Here is a 19639-nt window from a genome sequence, read left to right on the forward strand (position 1 = left end):
ACTCTGGGGATTGTCGGCGCTTCGTATAGCACTTGCTCTTGGTAGCTGGATCTGGGCTGACGGACTCACACCGCCACCCTAATCCCGCCACGCCCCAACCGCACCTCATGGAAATCCATGCATTGCGCGGGGCGGCGAGGCCCTTCACCGAAAGGAGAATAAACCAAGCGTTTGCTGAGCGCCGGATACGTTCAGCATCGTCCAAGATGAGGACGATTGTCGTCGTCCGGCATCATTGCACAGCTTTCGCTTCAACCGGGAGAGTGAAGATGAATGTCGCTCCATGCGGCACACTGTTCTCCGCCCATAGGCGTCCGCCGTGAGACTCGACGATCGAACGGGAGATCGCCAGCCCCATGCCCATCCCGTTCCCTTTCGTCGTAAAGAACGGCTCGAATATCTTATTAGGACGTTCGATACCCGGGCCGCGGTCGCTGACCTCGGTCTGGATCGTGTCCTCTATCCGGCGCACGCGCAGCCCGAGAACCTTGTCGCCCGCGGTGGAGTCCATCGCCTCCATGCCGTTGCGAATGAGGTTGACCAAGACCTGCTGGATCTGGACGCGATCGAACGCAACCAGCGGAAGGTTGCTTTCGACGTCGATGTCCATGCGAACGCGACGCCGCATGGCTTCCTCGGCCATAAGGTCACGTGCTTCGGCAACCACGCTGGGGATCGGCGTGCTGGTTCTCATTTCAAGCGAAGGTCTGAACAAGGCACGGATGCGGCTGATGACATCCGCTGCCGAGTTGGCATCGCGGATGATGCGCTCGGCCGTGATTTTCGCGCGCTCGACGTTCGGGGGCTCGGCGGACAGCCAGCGGTGGCATGCATTGGAGTTGGCGACGATGGCGGCCAGCGGCTGGTTCACCTCATGAGCGATGGATGCGGAGAGTTCGGCAAGGCTCGCCGCCTGGCTCGCACGCGCAAGTCTCTCTTGTGCCAGCCGAAGCTCCTCTTGTGTCCGCACCTCATTTTCGATGTCGAGGCAGATAACGTTCCACTGCACGATGGCACCTTCAGCGTTGCGCATCGGCGCGGCGCGCGTCTCGACCCAGCGATATTCACCATCGAAGCGCCGCAGACGGTGCCGTCGCGCATACGGCTCGCCTGTGGACAAACAATGGGCATATCTCTCTTTGACACCTGTCAGGTCGTCGGGATGAACACCGGCGTCGAGTGTGCCGGCCAGCCGGGACTTTCCCGCTTCGTCCAATTCCTCGAGATTGTATCCGAGGAATTCGCGGAGCTGCTGGCTACGATATATCGGCTCGCCATCCGGCGCGGCGCAATCGATCATTGCCGGCAGCGTTTCAACGAGCTGCCAGAGCGCGCGTTCTCTCTCGCGCAGCGCCTCTTCGACGCGCAGCTGATCGTCGATGTCGTGCGTAAGGCCGTACCACTGGACGATGCGTCCACCCGGATCCCGCAGCGGCTCCGCGCGACCCTCCATCCAGCGATAAACGCCGTCGGCACGCCGCAGGCGGTACTTCATGAAGAAGCGCTCGCCGGTGGCGAAGCAGCTGTTGAGTGCTTCCCTCAGGCTGGCGGCATCGTCGGGATGGACGACGGTCGCAATGAAGGCCGCCAGCCGGCTCGTGTCCGGCTTTTCCGCGTCCGCTATGTCCAGGCCGAGAAAATCTATCAGGCGCCTGTTGAAGAAGGTCGGCTCGCCGTTCGAAGACAGCCGCCAGAGGTAGCTCGGAACCATGTTGACGAGCTGCGAGAGCTCTCGTTCGCGGTCGTGCAATGCGGCTTGCGTGGTCACCAGGTCATGGATGTCGACGCTTACGCCGTACCACTGGAGGATGCTGCCATCTTCGTCGCGCAACGGCTCCGCGCGAGTCTCGGTCCAGCGATAGCCGCCGTCGGCCCGCCTCTGGCGATATCTCTGAACGTAAGGCACGCCCGTTGCGAATGAATGGCGGATCGCCTGCCGTGCCGTGTCGATATCGTCGGGATGGATCACGCTCAGCGACGGCGAGCCGTCCGGGGCGGTGATGTCACCGAGCGTGGCCCCGGTTACGTCGGTGAACCGCTTGTTGACGTAGGAAGGCGTCCCTTCCCGTGTCGTACTCCAGATCAAAGCGGGCACGGTATCGATAAGCTGCTGAAGGCGCCGCTCGCTTTTGCGCAACGCCGCTTGCGCGCGCACCTCATCGTCGATGTCGAGAGAAACCCCGTACCACTGCACGACCGTTCCGTCGTCATCGCGCCGCGGCTCGACCCTGCACTCAGCCCAGCGATAGATGCCGTCTTTTTCGCGCCAGCGAAACCGCATCGCGGAGCCGCCGCCTGTTTCGAAACACCTCAGCAACGTGCGCTGCACCTCGGGCGCATCTTCGGGATGAATCACCTCGTGCAGCAACGTTTCGATGCCCGGCTCGCCGAGCGCATCAAAGTTGGCGATAACGGAGCGGAAATGGTCCTGGTACCGCTTGTTGAAGTAGACCGGCCCGCCGGTTGGCATCACGCTCCAGATGCGGACCGGCACGGCGTCGATCATGTGCTGAAGTTGCTGCTCGCTCTGCCGCAACGCCGCTTCAGCGTGCATCTGATCGTCTATGTCGTGACAGAGGCCGTACCACTGGACGATGCGGCCAGCGTCATCGCGCATCGGCTCCGCCCGGCTCGACATCCAGCGATAGACGCCATCGGCACGGCGCAGGCGATAGCGCATGGCGAAGCTCGCACCGGTAGCGAAGCAACCACGGAGTGCATCGCCGAATGCTGCCGCGTCGTCCGGATGAACGGCGGCCTGTATCATCGCTGCCAGCCGGCTCATGCCCGGTCGGTCCAGATCCGCTGCGTCGAGGCCGAGAAAGTCGACCATGCGCCCATTGAAGAAGATCGGCTCGCCGTCGGGATCGAGGCGCCAGATGTGACTCGGGACCATGTCCACCAGTTGCGAGAGTTCCCGCTCGCGGTCACGCAATGCTGACTCGGCCCGCTTCTGGTCCTCAATGTCTATTGTCGTGCCGTACCATTGAACGATGCGGCCCTGGCTATCGCGAAATGGTCGTCCTGAGCTTCGAAACCAGCGATAGACGCCATCGGCGCGCCGCAGACGATGCTCGGTATCATAGGGATCGCCGGTTTCGAGGCAATGCCGCCATCTGGCGGCTACAGGATCATAATCGTCGGGATGGACGGCTCGACGCCAGCCGAACTCATCGTCGTCTTCGGAAGTGTTGAGATCCTCATGCGTGTTGCCGAAGAACGCCACGGTGGTTGGGCTGACATAGGTGAATCTTCCGGCGGCATCGGCTGCCCACGCGTGGCCGGGCATGCTCTCGATGATTTGCAGCGCGAGCGTTGCTTCGGGGTCGATTTCGCCAAGTGAGTTGGACGCTGCTGTCATTGGCTTCTCCTGTCGGACAAAAAAGCCTGGGGACGGTCAGCGCCTGATATAGCACTTGTTTTCAATATCTGGACAGGCGAACTCACCGCCTAAATCTAGTCCCGCGATGCCCCGGCTGCATCTCATGGAAATCCATGCATTGCGCGGAGATATCGCCGCTGCGGCGGCCCGGCCGCTACGGCGCGCCTAACGATCGCCTCGGGCAAGAAGCGACGCGGATCGACGCGTCAACACCCACCACTGGGAAATACGAGCCGGACAGGTAAGACGCTCGGCTGCCTCTTCGTCGGCTGCAGAGTGAAACCGGAAAAACCTCTGCATTCGTCATCCCTGTCTCGTCCGGTTAACACGGCTCATGAGATAATCTGGAAGCCTCGCCCGACCAAAACATCTGTTCCAAAGTATAGGGCCTGGACGCGGTTTTAGTTCTGCGGAGCGGCTTGGCGGGCGAGCAATTGTTTGGCGACAATGAGACAGGGCGCAGCGACCGCGAACAGCAGGACGAGCGCGAAGAAAGCTTCGTCGAACGAGATCGTGGCGACCTGCTTCTCAAGCGCGCGCTGCAGCAGCGGCAGCGCGGCCTTGGTTGCCGCGGCGCTGTCGATACTATTCGCCAGAACGTTCGCAGTGGCTCTCAAGCGCTGGTCCACGGCTGGATCGCCATTGACGAGGTGGGACGTCAGTATCGTCCGGTTGTGGACATTCTGGTGATCAATATACGTCTGCAAGAGGGCTGTGCCGGTCAGACCGCCCGCCTGCTTGCCGAAGTTGAACAGCCCGATGCCGAACGGCAGCGCATCAGGGGCAAGGCCCTGCAGTGTAATCAGCGTCAGTGCCACGAACAGAAGGCCGAGGCCGAATCCTCGCAGCAGCAGAGCAAGGGTCAGGTCCGGTGATCCGCTACCGCTCGTCGAAGCGGACAGCAGCCACATGGCGCCTGCGAAGAGCAGAATGCCAAACGGCGCAAGCGTGATCGGGCGCATCCCGGTCTTTTGGATGACGAAGCCGGACAACAGAAGTCCAAGCGCGAGCATGGCTCCGCTAGGCAGCAGAAGCACTCCTGCGCCCGTGGCGGTAAAATCGAGCACGTTGAGGGCAAAAGCCGGAATGAGATAGGCGCTGCCTGAAAGGGCAGAGCCGGCGACGAAGCTGACGAGAAGGCCAAAGCGAAAGTCCGGATTGCCAAGGGGCGAGATGGCCAGCAGTGAGCCTTCTGAACGAAGGCGGGTCTCCCAGACGGCCAGAAGGCCGGCGGCCGTCATACCAGTTGCGGCAAGGAAGGTGATGTCGGTGTCGTCGAACCAGTTGAACCTGCTGCCTTGCAGCAAGACGTAGGTCAAAAGCGCGGCGCTGATGCCGAGCAACAATATCTCGACGGCAGGAAACCTGGTTTTCCGCCAAAAGGTCCGATCGCCGTCCGCCGCCAACAGGACAAGGGAGACGATGCCGAGCGGAATGATGCTCAGGAATATCCACTCCCAGGTAAGATGGTCGACAAGCCAGCCCTGCAGGGCCGGCGTGACGGTCGTCGGAGCCATGACGGCGCCTACGGCAAAAACTGCCTGAACGACCGGCTGATGCCGATGCGGGAAGCGAAAGAACAGCAGCGTCTGGCCGGCGACGAGAATTGTGCCGCCGGCCAGCCCCTGGACAATGCGGCAGATGCAAATCCAGGTGAGGTCCACCGACAACGTCAAGGCCGCGGATGCCAGCAGAAGGGCGACAACCCCCGCGCGGAGGCAGGCGGTCGGCCTGGCTGCCGTTACAAGAAGCGGAGCGACAAGGAACGCCGTCAGCTTCGCCGCGATGAAAACCACGTCGACCATCGCCAGCTCGTCCGACGTTGCGTAGGTGTCGCCAAGCATGTCGATCCGGCCGATGGACAGTGCGGTGGATGCGACCGCGTCCATGAAGGCGGCCAGCACGACGCCGATTGCTATCAAGGAAGCGCGCAGGGTGCCGGGATGGCGCTGCACAGCCGCCGTTTCGGCGAGGTGCATCATTGCGCTGAGCGCCCGTTCGCGGTCCTGCCTGTCTGCATTTCCTGCGCTACGGCCGGAGCATCCCCGGCGCCGACGGTGATGGCAACGCGAGCCGAGAGTCCCGGAACCAGGCGGCCGGGCAACGGATTGCGCGTCATCCTGATCTTGACCGGCACGCGTTGGACGACTCGAATGAAATTTCCGGTGGCATTGTCCGGCGGCAGCAGGCTGAAGGCTGCGCCGCTGCCAGGAGCGAAACTGTCGACAACACCGTCGATTTCAAGATCTGGATATTGGTCGACCATGGCGCGGACCCGTTGGCCGATCTCAACCTGCTTCAGCTGTGTTTCCTTGAAGTTGGCGACGATCCAGACATCGTTAACCGGAACGATGTCCAGGGCTGCCGTCCCTGGAGTAACATAGCGGCCGACCCGGATCTGGCGATTGCCGACGATGCCGTCGACCGGGGCCCTCACGACGGTGTTGGCCAGGTCTAGCATTGCCAGGTCGAGCGCTGCCTGTGCCTGCGACAGGGCTGCCTGCGCGCCGGACAATTGTGCATCCAGGACGCCGAGCTTCAACTTCTGAGCCAACAGATTGGCCTCTGCGCCGTCCAGCGATGCCCTTGCCTTGTCATGGCCGGCCTGCGCATCCTGCAGCTTCTGATCGCTTGCGGTTCCGTTCTTCTGCAGCGTGACGTAGCGGCTTAAGTTGGCGCGGGCGAATTGCAGGTCGGCTGCGGCAGATTGCTTCTGCGCCTCGGCCTGCGCGATCAATGCGTCCTGCAGTTCACGGGTCGCCTTGATGTTGGCGATTTCCGCCTGCCGGGCGGCGACGTTGGCTTTCGCCTGCTCCGCCTTGGCCTTGTAGTCGCTGTCGTCGATGCGAAACAGGACAGCACCTTTTGACACACTGGCATTGTCGTCTATGTCGACTTCGACGACGTAACCGGCGAGCTTCGGAGCGATGCTGGTAATGTCTCCACGGAGATAGGCGTTATCGGTCGTTTCCTCGAACCGGCCCCTTGTAAACCACTGCCAGCTCCAAATAGCTGCCATTGGCAGCACCATAAGGGCAACGAGGGCGATCGCGATCTTGCGGGTTGGCTCATGATTGCCTCGACCCCAAGTCGACGCGCGCACTATCGAAGGAGATCTCCGCCTGCCGAAGAGCGAGCCGTTCGGCAAGGCTGCAAACCCACGGTGCGCAATAGAGTCTCACGAGAACGTCTCCTTCGAGCTGCGGCTCTGCAACAAGGCAGAACTGAAGAACGATCGCGGATTTCACGACCTCGCCGCTATCATGCGGACGAACATCCCATTTGCCCTGATCGGTAGTTCGTACTGAACCTCAGCACAGGTCGTATTGTCAGTCGGCCGGATTCAGGCGCGCGAACGTGGCGGCGCGGATCTCCGTATTGCCGAAGACCGTCCACGAGAAAATCCACTTTGAAGTAAATTCCGGACATCCCGTGGCAGCAATGATCGCAGAGAGCGCCCTCTTGAAGAGTTTGGTTGTCTTAACGTTCACCTATTTTGTATTTGACAAGCGCGCAACACGCGTTCGCCGTGCGGCAGTTGCGACAGTTCATGAAACAACCCGCTATCTTGCCTCCGGCTAACGCGGTGCGACACGCAGCCCGGCGGCATCGAAGAGATGCATGCGCTCCGGCGGCAGAGCGAGGTGGATCGGCGGCCCTTGCGATTCAACGCCCTGCTGCTTGAGAACGGCGATAAGTTTGCTGTCGCCGGCAATGGTGGCGTGGACAACGGTTTCCGGTCCCAGCGCCTCGGCCAGCGTTATCCGCGCTTCCACCGATCCCTTGCTGCCATCCGAAAGTTGGATGTCGTGTGGTCGGATGCCAAGCGTCGCGTCGTCTCCCGGTTTCAGCGCGACCCCGTCGGCGGCGACCGAGGCCGACAGCCCGCCCGGACCTTCGACACGCACCTCGGCGCCGCTTGCCGAACGCACCTTCACCGGCAGCAGGTTCATCCGCGGCGCGCCGATGAAGCCGGCGACGAACAGGTTGGCCGGCGCGTTGTAGAGATCGAGCGGCCGGCCGACCTGTTCGATCCGCCCCGAGCGCATGACCACGATGCGGTCCGCCAGCGTCATCGCCTCGATCTGGTCATGGGTGACGTAGATCATCGTGGTTGCCAGCCGCCGGTGCAGGCCCGCCAGTTCAGCGCGCATGGTGATGCGCAGTTCGGCATCGAGGTTGGACAGCGGTTCGTCGAGTAGAAAGGCGGTCGGATTGCGCACCACCGCACGGCCGATCGCCACGCGCTGCTTCTGGCCGCCCGACAATTGACCGGGCCGGCGGTCTAGATAGGAAGCAATTTCCAGCATGCGCGTCGCTTCCGTGATCCGCGCGTCGATCTCGGCTTTCGGCATACGGATGTTTTCGAGCCCGAAGGCGAGGTTCTGGCGCACGCTCATGTGCGGGTAGAGCGCGTAAGACTGGAACACCATCGCCAGACCGCGCTGCGCGGCCGAAACGTTGGTGACGTCGACCCCGTCGATCTCGATCTTGCCGTCGGTCGGCCGATCGAGCCCGGCAATCAGCCGCAGCAGCGTGGACTTGCCGCAACCCGACGGGCCGACGAGGACTAGCATCTCGCCGTCCCCGACGTCGAGGTTGATGCCGTGCAAGATCTTCATCTTGCCGTAAGCGCGATCGATGTTGGTCAGCGTTATCCGTCCCATGACATCCTCACTTCAGTCCGGTGCCGGCAATGCCGGAAGTGATGTAACGCTGCAGGAAGACGAAGACGAGGACGACGGGGATCATCGTCACCACGGTCATCGCCAGGATGTAGTGCCACTGCACGTTTAGCTGGCCGGCATAGGTGTTGAGGCCGACCTGGAGTGTGTAGAGTTCCTTGCGCGACAGCACCACCAGCGGCCACAGAAAGTCGTTCCAGCGCCAGACGACCGAGAAGATCGCCAGCACGGCGAGCGCCGGTGCTGCAAGCGGCAATACGATGCGCCAGTAGATCTGCCATTCGGAAGCGTTGTCCATGCGCGCCGCATCGAGCAGCTCGTCCGGGATGGTCAGCATATATTGGCGCAGCAGGAAGACGCCGGTCGGCGTCGCCACGGTCGGCAAGATCACGCCCCACAGCGAATCGAGCAGTCCGACGGCGCCCACCACCGAATAGAGCGGCACCAGGATGACCGACAGCGGCACCATCAGCGTACCGACGATCACAAGCATCGTCAGATCGCGGCCGCGGAACTTGTATTTCGACAAGGCGAAGGCGGCCATCGAATTGGTGAGCAGCGTGATCAGCGTCGCCATTGCCGTCACAAAGACCGAATTGCGCAGATAGCGCAGGAAGTCGAAATGGACGAAGGGCTCGGTGTAGTTCTCCGTTGCGAAGCCGATTTCGCGCACCGGCTGCCGGTCGGCGATGTTGACCTTGACGATATCGTTCGGCGCCTGCGGGTCCACCATTTGCGCCATGATGCCGATGCGCCGCACCTCGGCCAGCACCTTGGTCGAACCATCCGGAAGCTTCACCCTGTAGAGGGCCAGCGGCTTATCGTAGCCTTCGACCCTCGCCTGTTGGCTGACATAAGGCATTATGGTCGGCGGGAACTCGGCGAGCTGTGCCGGTGTCTTGAATGACGAACCCACCAGCCAAACGGCCGGACCGAACATGATGACAACGCCGCCGAGCAGCCACAGCCAGCTCACGATATCCGTCCAGTGCCAGCCGCGACCGCCGCGCCGGCGGGTCAGGAATGTCATGACGCTGCTCATTCGCGGGCTCCTTTCCGCTCACCCCGGCGTCCGACCTGCAGCTGAACTAAGGTGAGCACGACCAGCACCAACCCCATCAAGATCGAAGCCGCCGAAGCCAGCCCCGGATTGCGCAGCAGGGAGGCGAAGCCGATCTCATAGATGTACTGCGTGATATAGAGGGTCGAGGTTCCCGGCCCTCCACCCGTCAGCACATAGACTTCGTCGAAGATCTGCACGGCGCGGATCAGCGTCAGCACGATGACGACAAGCAGGTTAGGCATCAGCAGCGGCAGCGTGATGCGCCAGAACACCCGCGCCGGCTTCGTGCCGTCCATCTCGGCCGCTTCGTAAAGGTCGCGCGGGATCGCCTGCAATCCGGCAAGCAGGATAAGCGTATAAAAGCCCATATGGGCCCAGACCGAAACGCTGACGGCGGCGGTGAAAGCCCAGAAGCGGTCGGTCAGCCAGTTGTGCGGCTCGCCGCCCAGATCATGGACGATCAGGTTCAGCAAGCCCTGGCGTTGCAGGATCCAGCGCCAGATCAGACCGGTGACGACGGGCGACAGCAGCACCGGAAAGAAGAACACCGCGCGCCAGAAGCTGCGCCCGACGATCTCACGGTTGAGGATCAGCGCTGTCGCCATCGACACGACCGTCATCAGCGCCACCTGCACGACGACGAACAGGCCGGTATTGTGCACGGCCTTCCAGAAGAGATCCTCGTGGCAAGTGGCAGTGTCCAGGTAGTTGCCGCAATCGAGCAGGCGCTGGTATTGCTCGAGCCCGACATAGGTTCGGCCCTGCAGGAAGTAGGCCGTTCCTGACGTGGCCGAATAGAAGAAGTTGATGATCATCGGCACCAGGACGAAAATGCCGAAGATCGCCATGTTTGGGGCCAGGAAGAACGCGGCCATGCCGCCGGTGCCCGTCGCGCGCTGCCAGAACTTCAGCGGCACGTTGACGATCGATGCCAGCCACACGACCGGCGCCGCGAGGGCGGCGCCAATCCATGCCTTCAGTGTCGCGGCGGCGGTCACTTCGCCTCGGCAACCTTGTCGGCGATATCCTGGTCGATCCTGCCCCAGGCATCGTCGAGGCTGAGCTCGCCGGCCATCACCTGGCTGACGCGCGTCACCAGCGCGGCGAAGTAAGCATTGGCCCACTTCCACGGCGGCAGCGCATCGGCCGCCGGCAGGGTTTCACCCGCCGCCTTGACGAATTTGTCGAGCGCCGGACCGACATTCTTGTCGGCCGAGACCCATTTCAGCCCGCCCTTGTCTACGACGCCCTTGTGCGCGGGCAGAAACAGCGTGCGCTCGCTGAACTCTTTCACCACGTCTTCACGGGCCAGATAATCCATGACCTTAGCGACGTCCTTGGGATTCTTCGTGTATTTGATGGCGACCAGCGCCGCGCCGCCTTTCACGCCCGAACAGCCTGCAGTACCGCAGGGCGAGCCGGTTGCCACCCAGTCGAAACTGTCGCCGATCTTGGTCGACAGATTGGCGACCTGCCAGCTGCCCGAATAGTAGAACGGGATCTGGGCGTTGATGAAGTCATCGGCGGCCGCGCGATAGGTCGAGCCTGCCGCTGACACCCAGGTATCCTTCAGCATCAGGCCCTTGGCGGTCCAGTCGACGAGCTTGCCGACGAACGCCTTAGTGCCGTCGTCCACTTTCGCCGGCATGCCATCGGGGCCGATATAGTTCGCTCCGAAGGAGACATTCGGACCCGAAATGCGGTGACCGGAACGGTCGATGGCGAAGGCAGCCGGAAGCTGCTGGCTCTTCGCCACCTCGGCGGCGGCGTTGATCCAGTCGTCCCAGGTCGCCTTGTCGCCGGGCAGCGGCACGCCGGCCTGTTCGAACAGCGTCTTGTTGGCGAAGCCGCCGGTGAGCGTGAGCTGGGTCATGAAACCCGGGATGGCGTTGGAGCCGTCGGGGCGCATCCAGTCCAGCGTGTCAGCGAAATTGTCCTCCCAATATTTCGGATCGACCACCAGTGGCCTGAGATCGAGCCAATGCTGGGCAAGCTCCTTGATATTGGTGACGCGGGCGATGTCCGGACCCTGGCCGGCTTCGAGCTGGATGGGCAACTGCTCCTGGATCACCTTGTAGGCGACGTTGTCGAGGGTGACGTGGATGTCGGGATTGTCTTTCATGAAGCGGTTCAGAATGTCCTGGATGACATCGCCCTCGACACCGTCCGAATACCACATGATGCGCACGTCGCCGGCGAATGCGCTGGTCGATGCGAGCAGGCTGACCGATAGCGCGGCCAGCAAAGTGCGGGTCTTATTCATGCTTCGTCTCCTCCTTTAGCGGGGCGGCGCCCCGATGGTTCAAGCGGCCACGCCCTCTCCTCTTGAGCGTCGCAGCCGATTTCCTCCCTACTCTCTGTGCTTCATGCGCATCGCCTCACCGCGCACGGTCCAGTTGGCCGGATCGAGTGTACGTCCCTCAGCCACGATCCTTGCGTCGGCGAGGAAATGCACCGTGCCGTACTCCGGATCCTCGACGATCAACTCGCCGTCGGGACCTGGCCGCACCGACAGATCCCCAAAAACGGCAGTCCAGGCGTCAAGGGCCGACAGATTGGCATTCCGGTCACCGAGGCGAACGAGCCACGTCGTCCTGCGTCCCGCCGCCCGCAACTCGTTGCCGGCGGTCGGGCCGGCCACGACCTGCGTGAGCGACACATCCGTCTTGAGCATGACGAAGGCGTCGCCCGATTGCGCGAACGCCCGATCGCCACCCATTTGCACGGCATCGAAGGCACGTGCGGGGAACCAGGCGTGCGTGAAGTCGGGCTGTTCCGAGCAGGAGAAGCTGACGACGGCGAGGTCGCGGTATTGGTGAAGCCGGGGCAAAGTGCCTGAGCCGCCCCAATATGATGGTCTGCCATATCCCGACTGAAGCACTTCGCCGGGGTGGTTGATCCAGATCTGCGCATCCGGATTCTTGCCCAGCCGGGCGTGAATGACGGTCTCCTGATAACCCCATTGATTCCAGCGATAGCCAGCGGCGCTGCCCATCGCATGGCCGCGCGTCTTGTAGTGGTAGAGCCGCGCGAAGCGGTCTTGTCCCTGCGCGAAAGTCCATTCCCACGCCGTATCCTCGGTGAGGGAAGCAATTGCTGCCAACCCGTCCGGAACGCTCAAATCGTGATCTTGCAGGCAGAGTGCCAGCTGCGGCAGCGCGTGAAAGCGCATGCCGTAATTGCCCCTGCCCCAAAGCATGCGGCAGATGCCGGATAATTCCAGGGAACGCGCGGCGCGCAGCGTGTGCTCATAGGAGCGGCCCTGCGCCCCGGTGAGGATGCCGCGATGCGCCGAGCGGGCGACGATTTCAAGCAGGCGTATGATTGCCTTGCCGGCACGTTCGGCGATGTCCTTGTCCGGGGCCAGCGCGTAGAGTGCGCACAGGCCCTTGAGGTCGATCGGAAAATAGGGTGCCGAGTTGAACTCGGCCATCTCCCATGCCTCGAAATGGTCGAGCCAGGCTCGCACCCGCGCGGCCCCCACCGCGGACTGTTCGCGGCCAAGGCGGCCCGACCGCACGAACCGTGCATCAGGCAATAGGCCCCCAGCAATATAGGCGGCGGTGTGGAAGAGCAGCGCGTGGTTCTCGGAGAAGTACCACTGCACATCATTGCCGGGCTCGTCCATCCAGTAGCGATAGGCGAGGATGGCGTTGTCGACGCGCGCGCGCAGGCTCACTTCCAGCCGATCGCCATAGGCCTTGCGGCACCACAGCAGCGGCACCAGGATGAAGTCGGCGCAATCGTGACAATCCTCGATCGCCGGCAGCGCGCCGGAGATCATGGCGTCGGTCTCGGCGCCCTGCTGCCCGATCGCCAGGCGCGCCAGCGCGCGCACCGTATCGGCCTCGGCGTGACCGGCGACCTCGCGCAGAGCCTCATCTATACGCGCGGCAAGCGTTTCCGGTGCCTCGCCCTGACGGCGCGCGTGGCATATCTCGACGCCGAAGACACGCGTTACGGCATGGTCTGCGACCCTCAGCGTTACCTTGAAATGGCGAAAGTCGGCCGGCAGCTGCTCGGTATCGGCGATCGGCAGCCGCGTCTGGCCCGTTGGCAGATCGAAGGCGAAGCGCACCGGCGTCTCGATCGACATGAAATCGCCTTCGATCTCGATCTCAACTTGCGCGTCGCGCGGCAGGGCCACGCCGGTGACGAGCGCCACCTCGCCGCCGTCATAGGCGGGACGGTCGAAATGCATGTCGTCGAGGGCTGCTTCCATCGCATCGGCAACGCCGCTCTCGACTTCGATCGGCAGTGCGACCGAAGCAGCCGGACCGGATAGATAATCGAGCTGGAAATAGTAGCGGGCGTCGCGCTCGGCGAGATCGTCGAACCATATGCGAATGTCGTTGCGGCCGACCCTCAGCACGATCTTGAAGTGCTCGGCACTTTCCAGATTGCGGCCGTAGGGCGCCATCCAGCCGGCTTCCTCGCCATTGGCAAAGAGTATGGCGCCGCCGCATGTACGCAGCCGTACCATCACCTCGCCACTCGAGGCCGCCTCGATGGTGGTCTCGGCCCAGGTTCCAAGCACCGTCGGCCGGAACCAGAAGCCCGACAGGTCTATGCGTGGCGAGGCGAAGGGCAGCCAGATGCGCTCAGCGCCGAATTCGGCGCTGACCTGTGGTCGCTTGCCGCGTCGTTCCGCTGCGAACTGCGTGCGGCACGGATATTCATGGGGAATGAAATTCTTGTGCTTGGTAAGGAAGAAGAAGGGATCCATCTCGCCTTGCATGGGCTGGTCGGCCACGTCGTAGCGTTGCTCGGCGATAGACCCGAGCCGCCAATAGACGATTGGCTGCCCCGCCACGAGCGGCCGGCGCAGCGTAAAGTCCGTCCGAACGCTTTGCGCGGCCTCGCTCATCGCAAATCCTTCACGGGTACTGGATCGACATCGGTGTAGGCCTGGTTTTCGCCGGTCATGCCCCAGACGAAAGCATAGGGCCGGTGCCGGCACCCATATGGATAGACCAGGCGGGCGACAGGACAACGTCACCGTCCGCAACCATCAGGTGGCGCGTCTTGTCAGGCCGGCCCATCAGATGGACCACACGGTCGGCCTCGGCGAGGTCGAAGTAGCAATAAGCTTCCATGCGCCGCTCATGCAGATGCGGCGGCATAGTATTCCACACACTGCCCGGCGCGAGGTCGGTGATCCCCATCAGCAAGAGGCAGGACGGGGCCACTTCGGGATGGATGTACATGCGCAGCGTGCGCTTGTTCGCACGAGCCTCCTCGCCGAGCACAAGCGGCTTGGCTTCGCTGCTGACGATGAGACGGTGCGCAATATCGGCGCCGGCCGGCACCGAGTTCATATAGAAGCGTGCCGGCCTCTCCGGATCGTCGCTCTCCAGCGTCACCTCGCGTGCTCCGCGTCCGACATAGACGATGTCGCGGTTAGCCACGGGAAAGCGCCTGCCGTCCACCGCGACCGCGCCATTGCCGCCGAGATTGGCAATGCCCATCTCGCGCGCGTCAAAGAAGAGCGCGGTGCCGACTTCGGCCCCGTTGCCGAATGTCAGCGGGTTGGCCAGCGGCACCGCGCCACTGACGATCATGCGGTCGACATGGGTGTAGACGAATTCGATCGCGCCAGGCCGGAACAAGCCGTCGACCAGGAACTCGGTCCTCAGCCGGTCCGTGTCCATGCCGGCAATGTCGGCCGGCGACGCGCCATAGAGCGTCCGCATCATGCCGCCTCCACCTTCGGCTGCAGATGCCGCGCCCCTTCGGTCAGGCACAGAATGGCCAGCGCCTGCCCGTAGCCCGTCGGATGGATGGGTATACCGCGATAGAACTGCAGGTCGGCGCCCATGCGTGTGCCATAGGACACGTTCGCCACCACACCTTTGTCATCGATGTTGGCCACCACGGCTTCCAAGGCGCGGAGCCCGGCGGCACGGCACTCTGTCGAGCCGATTCCGAGCCGCGCGGCTTTCATCAGCCCGTAGCCGAAACCGGCCGTGGCAGAAATCTCCTCGTAAGACGTCGGGTCGTCGAGCAGAGTGTGCCAGGCGCCCGAACCTGCCTGCACCTTGAGCAGGGCGTTGATCTGCGTCTCCAGCACGCCGAGCAGATAGGCCCGAACCGAAGGCGCAATTTCGGCGAACTCCACCAGGTCGAGGATACCGACCGTGATCCAGGCATTGCCTCTCGCCCAAAGCGCGCGGGCGAAATTGTGCCGTCCCGCGAACGTCCAGCCGTGGAACCACAGCCCTGATGCCGGGTCGGCGAGATAACGGGCGTGGACCAGGAATTGCCGTTCTGCTTCCTCGACGAAGCGACGCTGGCCGGCAGCCTGGCCATACGATGCGAGGAACAGTGCTACCATGAACAGCGTGTCGTCCCACAATTCGTCGTCGTTGACCCGGTCCGAAACATCATGCTGGAAACCGCCTTCTGGCGTCCGTGGCAAGACGGTGGCTACCTGCTCGGCCCATTCGCGCAGGACCGGCTCGAAACGCGGCTGGCGGCGGCGCCGCCACAATTCACTTAGCGCCAGCAGAGGCGCGGTGGTGTTGACGTTCATCGCAGGGAGACCGGCAGCGATGCGTCGGTCGTACCAGGCCTCGATCGTCTGCAGCAGCCGATCGTCGCCGGTTTGCGCCCACAGTCGAACCAGCCCGTAGAGCCCGACGCCTTGCGGCCATTCCCAGCTGTCAAAGCTGACATAGTCGCCCGGCGTGCCGTCGAGATTCGGCTCATGGAACCGCCCGTCATGACGCAAGCCGGTCATGCCGGCCACGAGGCTGGCAAGCGCGGAATTCAGGCGTTCGGCCGATAGCGGCATCACTCCTCCGTTTCTCCCGCTTCATCGGAACTGTTTCACAGCCATTTTTCTTGCGCAATCCGAAAATTTTTTGCATTAATCGGATGACTTTGCCGGAGGTGACGGAGCGGATGAATATCCAGGGCAAGCGCGGCCGCCCCAGCCGCCGCATTCGACTTGAGGAGATCGCGGCGCGTTGCGGCGTGTCGGTCAGCACCGCCTCTCGTGCGCTGAGCGGCGTCGGCGGCGTGAGGGACGAGCTTCGCACCAAGATCATCGAAACGGCGAAGTCGATGAACTATGCCATTCCCGCCTCGGTTGCCGGCCGCAAGGTCATCCTGGCCGCAAGCAGCGTGGCAATGGTGGACAGTGCCCGCAATCAGTTCACCTACCATGTCCTTGACGGGCTCAACGAGCGCGCCCGGTTGCTGGGCGTCGAACTGGTGACCCGGCCGGTTTCGGCGCCCGAGGACGAAATCGCGCTGCTGCGTGAATCCGAGCACGACGACAGCGTCGCCGGCTGCCTGTTTCTGACGCTGGACGACGATGACGTGCTGACGCTGACAGCCGGATTCGCCAAACCGATCGTGCTCGTCAACGGCGACGATCCCTCGATGCGCCATTCGAGCGTGACGCCCTGCAATCGCTCTGCCGCCATGCTTGCCGCGCAGCATCTGATCGGCCTCGGCCACCGCCGCATCCTGTTCCTGATGCGGCGTGGCCGGCGCACGATCGAGCGGCGCTACGAAGGTTGGCGCGACGCGCTGATCACGGCCGGCATTGCCGGCTTCGACGACTTCGTGGTCGAGGTGCAGGACTGGCTGCCGGAACTTGCAAGCAGGGCCGTGACCGAGCGCATCGCGGCCCGCGGCCTCGATTTCACCGCCGTGCTGACGGCTGGCGACAGCCTGGCGTTTGGTGCCATCGCCGGCGTCCAGGAGGCCGGATATTCGGTGCCTGACGATGTGTCCGTGGTCGGCATGGACGACTTGCCGCTCGCTGCCTTCTGCAACCCGCCGCTGACGGCGATGCACATTCCCATGCGCGAGATCGGATCGGCGGCGCTTAGCCTGCTGCTCGACGACATGGCCCATTCGGGGTCGCCGCCGCGTCGCGTCGAACTTGCTTGCAATCTCGTGGTGCGCCAGTCGACGGCACCAGCCCGGAGCGGCGCCGGCGATCATCAGCTGGCCTCTTGAGCGCGCGACTTGCCGCCAGCAAAGAGCAGCGGCAAACCCTCTTGCGTCTGCAGTTCAAGGACACGTCCAAGCAGGATCATATGGTCGCCAGCCGGGAAGCGGTCGGCGACGCTGCATTCGAACCGCGCCAGTGCTCGCGGCAGCAATGGCACGCCGTGCTCGCTCCACGACAGGTCAAGATCGGCAAAGTCCGTCCCCGACTTCGAAAAACGCCAGCACAGATCGATTTGATCTTCCGCCAGCACGTGAATGGCGTAGTGCGCGGAATTAGCGAAGGCTTCGAACCGGCGCGAGTGGCGGCCGATCGACCAGAGCACCAGCGGCGGGTCGAGCGACACGGATGAGAAGCTGTTGGCAGTGATTGCGACCGGGCCGTCGGCCGTGCCGGTGGTGACGACCGTGACGCCGGTGGCGAAACGCCCGAAGGCATTGCGCAAAAGGCCTGGATCGCACACGACATGCTCCATCAGCGGCGCTCCCCCGTTCCCAGTGGTGTCGCCGGGATCCGTTCGGGCACCCGGCCATAGGCGTGCGGGAGCGAGCATGTCTTGAGCTGGGGCAGGACCTTGGTGCCGAAACGACGCGCCTCGTCGAGATGGGGGTAGCCGGAAAAGATGAAGGCGCGGATCCCCATCTTCATATACGCCTCGATTTCCGACAGAACCTGATCGGTCGAGCCCACCAGCGCCGCGCCGCAGCCAGAGCGCGCTCGCCCGACCCCCGTCCACAGATGCGGCTCGACATAGCCTTCGGCATCGGCGATCTGGCGGTTCCTGGCCTGGTGCGATACGCCGAGCGATCGGGCGTCGAGCGCGCGCTCGCGGATCGCCCTGCCCTGCTCGTCGTCCAGCCTCGAAACCAGCTCCCGGGCATATTCCTTTGCCTCTGCCTCGGTATCGCGCACGATCATGTGGACGCGCAGGCCGTAGTCGAGCGTCCGCCCATGACGCTCGGCGCGCTCGTGGACTGCTCTCATGCGGCCGGCAAGCTCCTCCTTGGTTTCCGGCCACATCAGGTAGACGTCGCACTGTTCGGCGCAAAGCTCGAGCGCGTCGGGCGAATAACCGCCGAAATAGAGCAGCGGGCCGCCATTCTGCTGATAGGGCTTCGCCGGCGCCGTCGAGAGCCCTTTGTAGCGATAGACCCCGCCCTCGAAATCGATGCTGTCCCTGGTCCAGGCCTGGCGCAGGATCTGCACCACCTCGCGGGAACGCTGATAGCGGTAGGCGCTGTCGGCTGTCTCGCCCGGAAAGTCCGACGAAATGACGTTCAGCGTCAGCCGGCCTTCCAGCATGTGGTCCAGCGTCGCAATCGTGCGCGCCAGCATGATCGGCTGCATCTCGCCGCAGCGCACAGCGGCAAGCAGATTGATCTTCGACGTGATCGGCGCGCAGCCGGCAACGAAGCTCAGCGTGTCCTGGCCGACCTGATAGGACGACGGACACAAGATGTTGCGGAAACCGAGTGCCTCGGACGTCTTCACGATCTCGGAGCAATGCGCCCAGCTCGAGCGCAGTGCGCCGTCCGGAACGCCGAGATAACGATAGTCGTCCGAGCAGAGTGCGGCGAACCACGAGACTTCGGCAGCATCGAGATCCGGCGAGGTGATTGGGACGATGCTCATTGCCACTCTTCAGAAAAGACGTCCGGGCCACTCTTCAATGACGTCCGGAGCTGCGAATAAGGCTTGCGTAGCATTCGTTTTTGTGTAGATCAATACTGTATCAATTTTGGAGCCAAACCCGAAACCGGGATGCGATTGGAACACCGGATGCATTTGACAAGGGCGGACCCCGGCCACCGATCCAGCCAGATGCGCGGGCCCTTGCCTGTGCACTTGCAGACCAGCGAAATGCTGATCCGCGAAATCGCGGCCGGACGGCTGGCCGACGGGGCGCGGCTGCCGCCCGAGCGCGAGATGGCCGCGAGCCTCGGAATTGCCGTCGGCACGCTCAGGCGCGCGCTGGCAGATTTGACCGAAAAGGGCCTTCTCGACCGCATCCAGGGCTCGGGTAACTATGTGCGAGCGCGCGGCGACTTGCTCGGGATCTATGCCTTCTTTCGCCTGGAGCGCATCGGCGGTGGCGGCCTGCCGAGCGCCGACGTGCTGTCCGTCGAGCGGCTGCCCAAGCCCGCCGACCTGCCGCAATTCGGCAGCGCCGGCGAAGCCCACCGTATACGCCGGCTGCGGCGGCTCGACGGCGAGCCGGCCGCGGTCGAGGAGATCTGGCTCGACGTCAGCCGCGCCGAGCGGCTCAAGCGCGAGGACCTGTCGGAATCCCTCTATCTCCACTACCGGCTCGCGCTCGGCTTTACGATCGTTCGCGCCGAAGACCATGTTGCCGTCGCACCCGCGCCGGACTGGGTCCCGCTCGAGTTCAGGCCATCGCCGGGGACGGTCGTGGGTTTCATTGAACGTATCGCCTGGGCTGGCGACGGCGCCAGCGCGGAATATTCCCGCAGCTGGTTCGATCCGGGCGCGGCGCGCTACGTCACGCGTTTCAGATAGGCCGGAGGAAGTCGCAGCGTGACCAGATC

The 19639-nt window shown here is 63.3% G+C and carries 15 protein-coding genes; 3 read left to right on the forward strand and 12 right to left on the reverse strand.

Annotated features, from left to right (window positions below; all coding sequences use genetic code 11):
• Positions 1-232 precede the first annotated feature (232 nt).
• The 3 genes from NKG95_RS07585 to NKG95_RS07595 form a co-directional block, all read right to left on the reverse strand.
• Positions 233-3361, reverse strand: coding sequence for a PAS domain-containing protein (locus NKG95_RS07585; protein ID WP_353040341.1), 3129 nt, complete (start codon positions 3359-3361; stop codon positions 233-235).
• Positions 3362-3783: 422 nt separating this feature from the next.
• The gene (locus tag NKG95_RS07590) at positions 3784-5364 is read right to left on the reverse strand and encodes an MFS transporter (protein WP_353040342.1); all 1581 of its coding nucleotides are present in this window, start codon (positions 5362-5364) and stop codon (positions 3784-3786) included.
• Positions 5361-6401: an HlyD family secretion protein gene (locus tag NKG95_RS07595; RefSeq protein WP_353040343.1), complete on the reverse strand. Its 1041-nt coding sequence runs from the start codon at positions 6399-6401 to the stop codon at positions 5361-5363. Before NKG95_RS07595 ends, NKG95_RS07590 begins: the two co-directional genes overlap by 4 nt.
• A gap of 338 nt (positions 6402-6739) precedes the next feature.
• Here NKG95_RS07595 and NKG95_RS07600 point away from each other — a divergent pair, with 338 nt between their 5' ends.
• Positions 6740-6964, forward strand: coding sequence for a hypothetical protein (locus NKG95_RS07600; RefSeq protein WP_353040344.1), 225 nt, complete (start codon positions 6740-6742; stop codon positions 6962-6964).
• On the opposite strand, the gene NKG95_RS07605 is transcribed toward NKG95_RS07600, so the two are convergent.
• The 7 genes from NKG95_RS07605 to bglB all read right to left on the reverse strand — a co-directional run bounded on the left by NKG95_RS07605 (position 6961) and on the right by bglB (position 15923).
• Positions 6961-8049 (reverse strand): ABC transporter ATP-binding protein, encoded by a 1089-nt coding sequence (locus NKG95_RS07605; RefSeq protein ID WP_352483677.1) that lies wholly within the window; start codon positions 8047-8049, stop codon positions 6961-6963. The two genes, NKG95_RS07600 and NKG95_RS07605, sit on opposite strands and share 4 nt — an antisense overlap.
• A 7-nt stretch (positions 8050-8056) precedes the next feature.
• Positions 8057-9109, reverse strand: a complete 1053-nt coding sequence (locus NKG95_RS07610) for a carbohydrate ABC transporter permease (protein ID WP_023716976.1) — start codon at positions 9107-9109, stop codon at positions 8057-8059.
• Complete coding sequence (locus tag NKG95_RS07615; protein WP_502913929.1) at positions 9106-10128, reverse strand: carbohydrate ABC transporter permease; 1023 nt, start codon at positions 10126-10128, stop codon at positions 9106-9108. The genes NKG95_RS07610 and NKG95_RS07615 overlap by 4 nt, the downstream gene beginning before the upstream one ends.
• Positions 10125-11393, reverse strand: coding sequence for an ABC transporter substrate-binding protein (locus NKG95_RS07620; RefSeq protein ID WP_353040345.1), 1269 nt, complete (start codon positions 11391-11393; stop codon positions 10125-10127). Before NKG95_RS07620 ends, NKG95_RS07615 begins: the two co-directional genes overlap by 4 nt.
• An 87-nt stretch (positions 11394-11480) precedes the next feature.
• Positions 11481-13997: a hypothetical protein gene (locus NKG95_RS07625; RefSeq protein WP_353040346.1), complete on the reverse strand. Its 2517-nt coding sequence runs from the start codon at positions 13995-13997 to the stop codon at positions 11481-11483.
• 55 nt (positions 13998-14052) lie between these two features.
• Positions 14053-14826 (reverse strand): 5-dehydro-4-deoxy-D-glucuronate isomerase, encoded by a 774-nt coding sequence (gene kduI, locus NKG95_RS07630; protein ID WP_353040347.1) that lies wholly within the window; start codon positions 14824-14826, stop codon positions 14053-14055.
• Positions 14823-15923 (reverse strand): beta-galactosidase BglB, encoded by a 1101-nt coding sequence (bglB, locus tag NKG95_RS07635; protein WP_353040348.1) that lies wholly within the window; start codon positions 15921-15923, stop codon positions 14823-14825. Before bglB ends, kduI begins: the two co-directional genes overlap by 4 nt.
• An 83-nt stretch (positions 15924-16006) precedes the next feature.
• Here bglB and NKG95_RS07640 point away from each other — a divergent pair, with 83 nt between their 5' ends.
• Entirely contained in the window at positions 16007-17101 is a 1095-nt protein-coding gene (locus NKG95_RS07640; RefSeq protein WP_502913930.1) for a LacI family DNA-binding transcriptional regulator, read from the forward strand.
• On the opposite strand, the gene NKG95_RS07645 is transcribed toward NKG95_RS07640, so the two are convergent.
• Together NKG95_RS07645 and NKG95_RS07650 are read right to left on the reverse strand one after the other, a co-directional pair.
• Positions 17086-17568, reverse strand: a complete 483-nt coding sequence (locus NKG95_RS07645) for a flavin reductase family protein (RefSeq protein WP_353019299.1) — start codon at positions 17566-17568, stop codon at positions 17086-17088. The genes NKG95_RS07640 and NKG95_RS07645 overlap by 16 nt on opposite strands.
• Entirely contained in the window at positions 17568-18725 is a 1158-nt protein-coding gene (locus NKG95_RS07650; protein ID WP_353040349.1) for an LLM class flavin-dependent oxidoreductase, read from the reverse strand. The genes NKG95_RS07645 and NKG95_RS07650 overlap by 1 nt, the downstream gene beginning before the upstream one ends.
• A gap of 228 nt (positions 18726-18953) precedes the next feature.
• On the opposite strand from NKG95_RS07650, the gene NKG95_RS07655 reads away from it, so the two are divergent.
• Entirely contained in the window at positions 18954-19610 is a 657-nt protein-coding gene (locus NKG95_RS07655) for a GntR family transcriptional regulator (protein ID WP_353040350.1), read from the forward strand.
• The last annotated feature ends 29 nt before the right edge of the window (positions 19611-19639 follow it).

This window comes from Mesorhizobium sp. M1423 (genome assembly GCF_040317575.1).
Lineage (GTDB): Bacteria > Pseudomonadota > Alphaproteobacteria > Rhizobiales > Rhizobiaceae > Mesorhizobium.

Bases quoted from the DNA above. Each gene is read 5' to 3' on its own strand.
- NKG95_RS07585 (WP_353040341.1), bottom strand. From the start codon at position 3,361: ATGACAGCAGCGTCCAACTCACTTGGCGAAATCGACCCCGAAGCAACG.
- NKG95_RS07590 (WP_353040342.1), bottom strand. From the start codon at position 5,364: ATGATGCACCTCGCCGAAACGGCGGCTGTGCAGCGCCATCCCGGCACC.
- NKG95_RS07595 (WP_353040343.1), bottom strand. From the start codon at position 6,401: ATGGCAGCTATTTGGAGCTGGCAGTGGTTTACAAGGGGCCGGTTCGAG.
- NKG95_RS07605 (WP_352483677.1), bottom strand. From the start codon at position 8,049: ATGGGACGGATAACGCTGACCAACATCGATCGCGCTTACGGCAAGATG.
- NKG95_RS07610 (WP_023716976.1), bottom strand. From the start codon at position 9,109: ATGAGCAGCGTCATGACATTCCTGACCCGCCGGCGCGGCGGTCGCGGC.
- NKG95_RS07620 (WP_353040345.1), bottom strand. From the start codon at position 11,393: ATGAATAAGACCCGCACTTTGCTGGCCGCGCTATCGGTCAGCCTGCTC.
- NKG95_RS07625 (WP_353040346.1), bottom strand. From the start codon at position 13,997: ATGAGCGAGGCCGCGCAAAGCGTTCGGACGGACTTTACGCTGCGCCGG.
- kduI (WP_353040347.1), bottom strand. From the start codon at position 14,826: ATGATGCGGACGCTCTATGGCGCGTCGCCGGCCGACATTGCCGGCATG.
- bglB (WP_353040348.1), bottom strand. From the start codon at position 15,923: ATGCCGCTATCGGCCGAACGCCTGAATTCCGCGCTTGCCAGCCTCGTG.
- NKG95_RS07640 (WP_502913930.1), top strand. From the start codon at position 16,007: ATGACTTTGCCGGAGGTGACGGAGCGGATGAATATCCAGGGCAAGCGC.
- NKG95_RS07645 (WP_353019299.1), bottom strand. From the start codon at position 17,568: ATGGAGCATGTCGTGTGCGATCCAGGCCTTTTGCGCAATGCCTTCGGG.
- NKG95_RS07650 (WP_353040349.1), bottom strand. From the start codon at position 18,725: ATGAGCATCGTCCCAATCACCTCGCCGGATCTCGATGCTGCCGAAGTC.
- NKG95_RS07655 (WP_353040350.1), top strand. From the start codon at position 18,954: ATGCTGATCCGCGAAATCGCGGCCGGACGGCTGGCCGACGGGGCGCGG.